Source organism: Clostridium sp., assembly GCF_021443865.1.
Classification (GTDB): domain Bacteria; phylum Bacillota; class Clostridia; order Clostridiales; family Clostridiaceae; genus Clostridium.
Map to the genome: position 1 here is coordinate 41,529 of NZ_JABUTB010000018.1, position 6,828 is coordinate 48,356.

General features: G+C 28.4%; 5 protein-coding genes. 3 read left to right on the forward strand and 2 right to left on the reverse strand.

Features of this window, described 5'->3' with window-relative positions; translation table 11 throughout:
- Nucleotides 1-132: 132 nt before the first annotated feature.
- The gene (hpt, locus tag HUJ77_RS04985) at nucleotides 133-660 is read left to right on the forward strand and encodes a hypoxanthine phosphoribosyltransferase (protein ID WP_291707480.1); all 528 of its coding nucleotides are present in this window, start codon (nucleotides 133-135) and stop codon (nucleotides 658-660) included.
- An 86-nt stretch (nucleotides 661-746) separates the two neighbouring features.
- Here hpt and yunB read toward each other — a convergent pair whose 3' ends face one another.
- On the reverse strand, nucleotides 747-1,403 hold the full coding sequence (gene yunB, locus HUJ77_RS04990; protein ID WP_291707481.1) for a sporulation protein YunB: 657 nt from the start codon (nucleotides 1,401-1,403) through the stop codon (nucleotides 747-749).
- Between the two features lie 107 nt (nucleotides 1,404-1,510).
- Between yunB and HUJ77_RS04995 the strand changes: the two genes are divergently transcribed.
- Entirely contained in the window at nucleotides 1,511-4,141 is a 2,631-nt protein-coding gene (locus HUJ77_RS04995; RefSeq protein WP_291707482.1) for a transglycosylase domain-containing protein, read from the forward strand.
- Nucleotides 4,142-4,381: 240 nt separating this feature from the next.
- Nucleotides 4,382-5,827 carry an alanine/glycine:cation symporter family protein gene (locus tag HUJ77_RS05000; protein ID WP_291707483.1) on the forward strand — a complete coding sequence of 482 codons (1,446 nt, stop codon included), beginning with the start codon at nucleotides 4,382-4,384 and terminating at the stop codon, nucleotides 5,825-5,827.
- Nucleotides 5,828-5,864: 37 nt separating this feature from the next.
- Here HUJ77_RS05000 and HUJ77_RS05005 read toward each other — a convergent pair whose 3' ends face one another.
- Complete coding sequence (locus HUJ77_RS05005) at nucleotides 5,865-6,707, reverse strand: hypothetical protein (RefSeq protein WP_291707484.1); 843 nt, start codon at nucleotides 6,705-6,707, stop codon at nucleotides 5,865-5,867.
- Nucleotides 6,708-6,828: the final 121 nt, after the last annotated feature.

Consider the following 6,828-nt stretch of genomic DNA (forward strand, 5'->3'; position numbering starts at 1 on the left):
ATCTTCATATTTGTAAGAAAATTATAGAAAATAAGTTGCAAGAAATACAAATAATATGTAATATAAAAATAATAATATTACTAAATATAAATAGACAAATAACTTTTTACATATTTTAGGAGGATAATACTAATGGATGATAAAAAAAGAAACATACTTTTTACAGAAGAACAAATTCAAGCTAGAATTAAAGAACTTGGTAAAGTAATAACTGAAGATTACAAAGATAAAAATCTTTATGTTTTACCGTTACTTAGAGGAAGTTTTATTTTTGGTGCAGATATTTTTAGAGCCTTGGATTGTAAAGCTAAAGTTGGTTTTATGACTACTTCAAGCTATGGTCATGGTGAAGAAAGTACTGGTGAAGTTCAAGTAGTTAATGATATTCCAGACAATATTGAAGGATGGGATGTACTTATAGTTGATGATATAATAGATACTGGTTACACAATGGAGTTTGTTGTAGACTATGTAAAAAAACGTGGTGCTAAGTCAGTTAAAACTTGTACTTTATTAGATAAACCTTCTAGAAGAAAAGTTGATTTGTCACCAGATTATTGTTGTTTTGAAATAGAAGATTTATTCGTTGTAGGCTATGGTCTTGACTATGAAAGCTTCTATAGAAATGTTCCTTATGTATTTAATTGGGAAGATAAATAAATTAAAATGTGCTATGTCACAATGAAAAATATTAAATGTAAAATTTTTAATTTGGGGCTGTTATACAGCCCCTTTTTCAATTCAATTTAATTTTTATTAAGATCTATTGCTGTCTCAGGCACTTTACCAACTATAATAGTTTCAGCAATTGGTATTTGACTAACTATTTCAACTTCTCTACTTTTTAGTGGCACAATTAATTTCATCTTCATATTTACATTTAAATATATTTTATGTCTAGTTTGGTTTATTCCAGCACTTTCAAAAACAGATTCATAACTACTAGTAATATTTCCAACTTGAGTCATATCAACATTAATCCTAGGACCTAAATTATAAAAAACTAAATTTTTAGTCATATATCCCAAAGGTATCTTTAGTCCTACTTCCTCTAACTCACCTATTTTATTATTAGATGCTAATACTAATTTTGCTGATAAATAATTTAGTTTTACAGTATCAGCTCTTAACATAGTTATATTCCCCTCATTATCCTTCTCTGTAATTATCATATCCTTGTAGTCAAAATCTTTAGAGTAAATATCTAAGGCTGTTTCATTAATTATAGCCGTAGCTTCCCTTTTAAGCTTTTCTTCTCCAATAGACAAAGCAGCTGGAAGAATATTTTTATCGAAAAGGTATAAAATGGAATTAAATAGCAAAAAAATGGAAATAATAAAGATTATAATCTTAGGGTGTTTAATTTGAAATCGTATTTTAGATCTTTTTGTATAATACTTCATAGTCACCTTCTAGAGTTATTATTTTACTCTTAATATAAATATGCTATAATATATTATATTATTTATTATGAACCATTAAATAATTACAAATTATAAGGGAGGAACAAATGGCTAACAAAGATACTTCTAGAACAGAAAAAAGCCAAGCTAATGTTAAGAAAAAAAAGAACAGTAGCAAAAAAAATAAGAAAAAAAATCAACCTAGATATAAGAAAATTTTAAAAGGTACATTTCTTAGTATACTAGTTGCATTACTTCTATGCTTTGTAGTAGGACTTGGATATGTATTTGCAATTATAAAAAGTACCGAAGAATTAGATGTTAATAAAGTTTTAAGCTTAAATGAACCTTCTATGCTTTTTGATAGCCAAGAAACATATATTGATAATTTACCTACTGACGAAGAAAGGTATAAAGTAAGTATAGATGAAATGTCAGACTATCTTAAAGATGCTTATATTGCCATAGAAGATGAGCGTTTTGAAACTCATCCTGGTATTGATATAAAAAGAACTTTAGGATCTGCCTTAAGATCTGGTATTTACTATTTTACTGGAAAAGGTTCAGTTCAAGGTGGTTCAACTTTAACTCAGCAATTAATTAAAAATACATTATTAACAAATGACGTAAAAATAGAAAGAAAAGTTAGAGAAATTTATCTTTCTTTAAATCTAGAAAAGAAATTATCTAAAGACCAAATATTAGAAGCATATTTAAACACTATACCTTTAGGTGGTAAGGTTTATGGTGTTGAAGCTGCTGCAAAGTACTACTTTGAAAAAAGTGCAAAAGATTTAAACTTAGCAGAATCTGCATTTATTGCTGGATTAACCCAAGCACCTACTGATTATAGTCCATATAATCCTATTAATAAGGAAGACCCTAGTCTTTACTTAGATAGAACTAAAACAGTTCTTATGAAAATGAGAGACTTAGGAAAAATAACTCAAGCAGAATATGATGAAGCTTATGCTTTTGTAGATGCAAATCAATTTGCATTTTCTCAAACAGTTATTACTTATAAAATAAACTATGAATGGTTTGTATATCCTGCAATAGATCAAGTTAGAGAAGATTTAAAAGAAACATATAAATACACTGATGAAGAAGTTGATAGATTATTCTCTACAGGTGGACTTAAAATATATACTACTATGGATAGAGCAATTCAAGATTCTACTCAAGCAGTTTTAGATGATAGAAGTAGTATTCAACAACTTGATATCTATGCTAACCCAGAGGTTACCGATGAAAATGGAACTCTATTACTTCAAGCAGCAGCCGCTATAATGGATTATAGAACTGGAGAAGTAAAGGCATTAGTTGGTGGTAGAGGTGATCAGCCTGCAAGATCTACTAATAGAGCTTATTACGCATTAAGATCTATAGGTTCTACTACTAAACCATTAACAGTTTATGGACCTGCTATAGATACAAAAACTATAACTGCAGGAACTGTATTTGATGATGCTGGTCTTCCTTCATCTATTAGAAATAAATATCCTGGTTGGAATCCTCAAAACTGGAACTTTAAATCTGATGGATATATTACTGCTAGGGAATCACTTGCTTTATCTAAAAACGTACCTACTATTATGGTTGAAGATAGACTTGGAGTTGAAAATGGATTAGCCTACGGTGAAAAACTAGGTTTAATTTATGGTGAAGCATCTAAAACACTATCAGTATTATCATTAGGTGAATTTACTGGAGTATATGATGATGGTTCTGTAGATGGTGGTAATCCATTTATTTTAGCTTCCGCTTTTGGTACCTTTGCTAATAATGGATTATATACTGAACCTATTCTTTATAGTAAAGTTGTAGATGGAAATGGTAAAGTATTATTAGAGAAAACACCTAAGCAAGAACAAATTTTCTCTCCACAAACTGCATATATTATGAGAGATTTACTTAAAGGTCCTTTAACCTTTGATGGATCTTTGGCAAAGCTTCCAAACATGCCTGTTATAGGTAAAACAGGAACTACTAACTCAGTTACAGATTTCTTATTTGCTGGATTAACTCCTTATTATTCAGGAGCTGTTTGGATAGGCTATGATAACCGTTCTCCAATGGGTGGAGCTAGTTACAGTTCATCTGCTGCCTCATTATGGGGTGCCGTTATGGCTCCAATTCATGCTGATTTAGAATATAAAGAATTTGATGGAAATCCTGGTGGAGTTACAACTGTTACAATTTGTAAGGATTCTGGTAAGAGAGCCACTGACCTTTGTGCACATGATCAAAGAGGTTCAAGAGTTTATACTGAAATGTTTATATCTGGAACAGAGCCTTCAGGAGTATGTGATGTTCACGTATCAGCTAAAGTTAACAAAAACAATAATAAGTTAGCTACAGAAAATACTCCAAAGGATTTAGTTGAAGAAAAAGTATTTATTAAGAAAGAAAATGCATCTACAAGTGCTGCTGATTATAAATATGTTTTACCAACAGAAAAGGATGATACAAAAGCTCCTGAAAAAATTGAAGAGTTTAAATTATCAGACTTAGGAATAAAAGTTGGTACTAATGCAGAAGATGCTATAAACCTTCTAAAATCTAAGGAAGTTAATGTTACTATTAAAAATAATGACTCTAAAAATAGAACTATTAAAAGTATCTCCACTGATAAAGCTAAGAAAGGTGATACTATAGTTATAGAGCTAGAAACAGAAACTCCTAATAATAATGAAGAACCAGGTCAAAACGTAGAAGGGCCAGCTCCTACTGAATAATTCTTCATTTTACATTTTAATATCTAAAAAGAGGCTATATGTAGCCTCTTTTTTTGTCTCTTTATATGAATATTCACTATACAATAGTTTCACTTTTCCTTTTAATTTCCTGTAAATTAAGGGTTTTATTCTGCTTTTATGAATGTCTTATACTATTTACTTGCAAAATTTAATTAAATATTATATTATATTCTTATTGAAATTAAATTAATTTTATACTATCGAAAAGGGGGAGTTATTTTGAATTCATTAAATAATGTAATTCTATCATTTAATGATATTCTTTGGACTTATATATTAATAGCAATGCTAATAATAATTGGTATTTATTTTACATTGAAAACAAGATTTGTTCAATTTAAAAATATTAAAGAAATGTTTAGCCTTTTATCAGATGGAAAATCTAAAGATAAGACTTCGGTTTCATCTTTTCAAGCATTTTGCATAAGCACTGCTTCTAGAGTTGGTACTGGTAATCTTGCTGGTATTGCAACAGCTATATCTATTGGGGGGCCAGGATCTATTTTTTGGATGTGGCTTATTGCATTAATTGGATCAGCATCAAGTTTTATAGAATCAACTTTAGCTCAAATATATAAAAAGAAGGATGGCAAGAACTTCATTGGTGGTCCTGCTTACTATATGGAGAGAGGATTGAAAAAAAGATGGATGGGTGTCACCTTTGCTATCCTAATTACAATTGCTTTTGGACTAGTTTTTAATTCAGTACAAGCAAATACAATTACTCTTTCATTAAATAATTCTTTTGGATTTAATAAAGTAGTAATTGGTTCAATTATAACAATTTTAACCTTAGCTGTTATTTTAGGTGGAATTAATAGAATTGCAAAAATATCTTCTATTTTGGTTCCTATTATGGCTATGGCATATATATTAGTTGCATTGTTTATAGTATTTAAAAATATTACTTCTTTACCTAATGTTTTTAAAATGATATTTGAAAATGCCTTTGGATTAAATCAAGTTCTTGGTGGCGGTGTTGGGGCAGCACTTATGCATGGAATAAAGAGAGGTTTATTCTCAAATGAGGCTGGTATGGGATCTGCTCCAAATGCAGCTGCTACAGCTACAGTTTCACATCCTGTTAAACAAGGCTTTATACAAACACTTGGAGTATTCACAGATACCTTAATAATATGTAGCTGTACAGCTTTTATTATATTATTAGCTGATGTACCACTAGATGGGTCAATTAAAGGTATTGAACTTACTCAATTAGCCTTAAGTTCTCAAGTAGGTTCATGGGGTGGTATATTTATTTCAATATGTATTTTATTATTTGCTTTTAGTTCAATAGTTGGAAACTATTATTACGGAGAAACAAATATTCAATTTATTACAGATAAAAAAATCTATATTAATTTATACAGAATATCTGTTGGGATTATGGTGTTTTTTGGTTCATTAGTGAGTATGGATCTAGTTTGGAATTTGGCAGATGTATTTATGGGCCTTATGGCTATAATAAACTTGATAGCTATAGTTCTTTTAAGTAAAATAGCTATCAAAGCTTTAGAAGATTACAAATATCAAAAGAGACAAGGAATTAAAGATCCAATTTTCTATTCATCATCTATTCCTGAATTAGAAGATCATATAACTGAATGGCCAATTTATTCTGAAGAAAATCCTGATGATGACGATGATGATGAATTAGTAGCATAAAAAATAAGGTTGCTTTTGCAACCTTATTTTTTATTTTTTATTTATTAGAAACAGCCTCTAAATTAAAATTTATTACTTCTCCATTATCTGCTCTTACAAATGATTTAATAATTTCTTCTGTATTATCCTTATTAATAATCTTTATATTAAACACATATGCTAGTACCATTTCTTTATCTGAACTATTAATATAGGCTAAAATAGGATTTCCTTCTATTTTTGCATTAATATTTAAGCTCTTAAAGTTATTCTTCACACTTTCTTTTGCTTTTTCTTCATCTATATTTATTTCATCTACATAATTCATTGCTTCTAATGAATAATTAGTATATCCCTCTAATTTACCTGTTATTTTATTAATTAAAGTATTTATTTCTTGTTGATAGCAAAGGTATTCATTTCTATATTTATAAAAAACAACATTATATACTAAAGAATTATCATTATCATCTGTCTTCATCTCTTTATAAGAAAACTTTTCCTTAGTAATTTTTGAAATATATGTTTTAGCTAAATCTATAGCTTTTTCTTCACCTATTTCTTCTGCTTTGTATTTTCCTTCTCCTAAATTTTTATTAGAAAAGCCGACAACATTATAGTCTTTATCAATATCAACTCCATAGTTATCAATTACAACTGAATACTTTATAATAGAATTTTTATTTGATAATTTATTCAATATCTCCTCTTCTATTACTTCATCTTTAGCTATACTATTTTTTTCAATTATATCATTATCATATAATTCCTCTATAAACTCTTTTGCTACTTTTGCTTCTTTTGTGCCTCTATCTAGTATATTACTTATGCTAAATCCTATAAGCAATAACAATACTATAATAATTACACTAAAGACTATACTTGCTTTTTTAAATTTCATTGTATCCTCCTTACCTTACCATAGTAATAAAATCAATTTTTATTACATACAATGATTTATTATATTATTGTTCATAATATATTTTACACCATTTATATAAGAATTTATATAAGAATTTATA

Coding starts and splice junctions, on each gene's coding strand:
- HUJ77_RS05005 (WP_291707484.1), bottom strand. CDS start 6,707: ATGAAATTTAAAAAAGCAAGTATAGTCTTTAGTGTAATTATTATAGTA.
- hpt (WP_291707480.1), top strand. CDS start 133: ATGGATGATAAAAAAAGAAACATACTTTTTACAGAAGAACAAATTCAA.
- HUJ77_RS04995 (WP_291707482.1), top strand. CDS start 1,511: ATGGCTAACAAAGATACTTCTAGAACAGAAAAAAGCCAAGCTAATGTT.
- yunB (WP_291707481.1), bottom strand. CDS start 1,403: ATGAAGTATTATACAAAAAGATCTAAAATACGATTTCAAATTAAACAC.